Annotated in this window: 1 protein-coding gene; it reads left to right on the top strand. The window is 61.7% G+C overall.

Annotated elements, in window-relative coordinates:
- Positions 1-384: SpoVR family protein (locus EN852_RS35980; RefSeq protein WP_189546404.1), on the top strand; the 384-nt coding region annotated here is incomplete at both ends.

Genomic DNA, 384 nt, shown 5'->3' with positions numbered 1-384 from the left:
ATGATGCAGGACATCAGGCGCATTTCGACCAAGCCGACGGCCGAGGATCGAGACTGGTTTCCCGACATCGCCGGCCACGGCAACTGGCGCGAGGTCCTCCTCGACGCCTGGGCAGACCACCGCGACGAGTCCTTTATCCGCCAGTACCTCAGCCCGGCCTTGATCCGGAAATGGCGGTTTTTTGTGCTCGGCGACGCTGCCGACCAGCCACATTGTGAGGTCGCCTCGATCCACAACGAGCGCGGCTATGAAAAGATACGCGCCGCGCTCGCTCACAACTACGACGTCGGCGCGAACCGACCGGACATCCAGGTGGTGGATGTCGATCTGCTCGGCGATCGGCATTTGCGACTGCAGCACAAGGTGAAACAGGGCATCCTTCTT

This window comes from Mesorhizobium sp. M2E.F.Ca.ET.209.01.1.1 (assembly GCF_004010375.2).
Lineage (GTDB): Bacteria > Pseudomonadota > Alphaproteobacteria > Rhizobiales > Rhizobiaceae > Mesorhizobium.
Note: the sequence above shows the minus strand (reverse complement) of the source record. Positions and strands in the feature narration are given on the sequence as shown.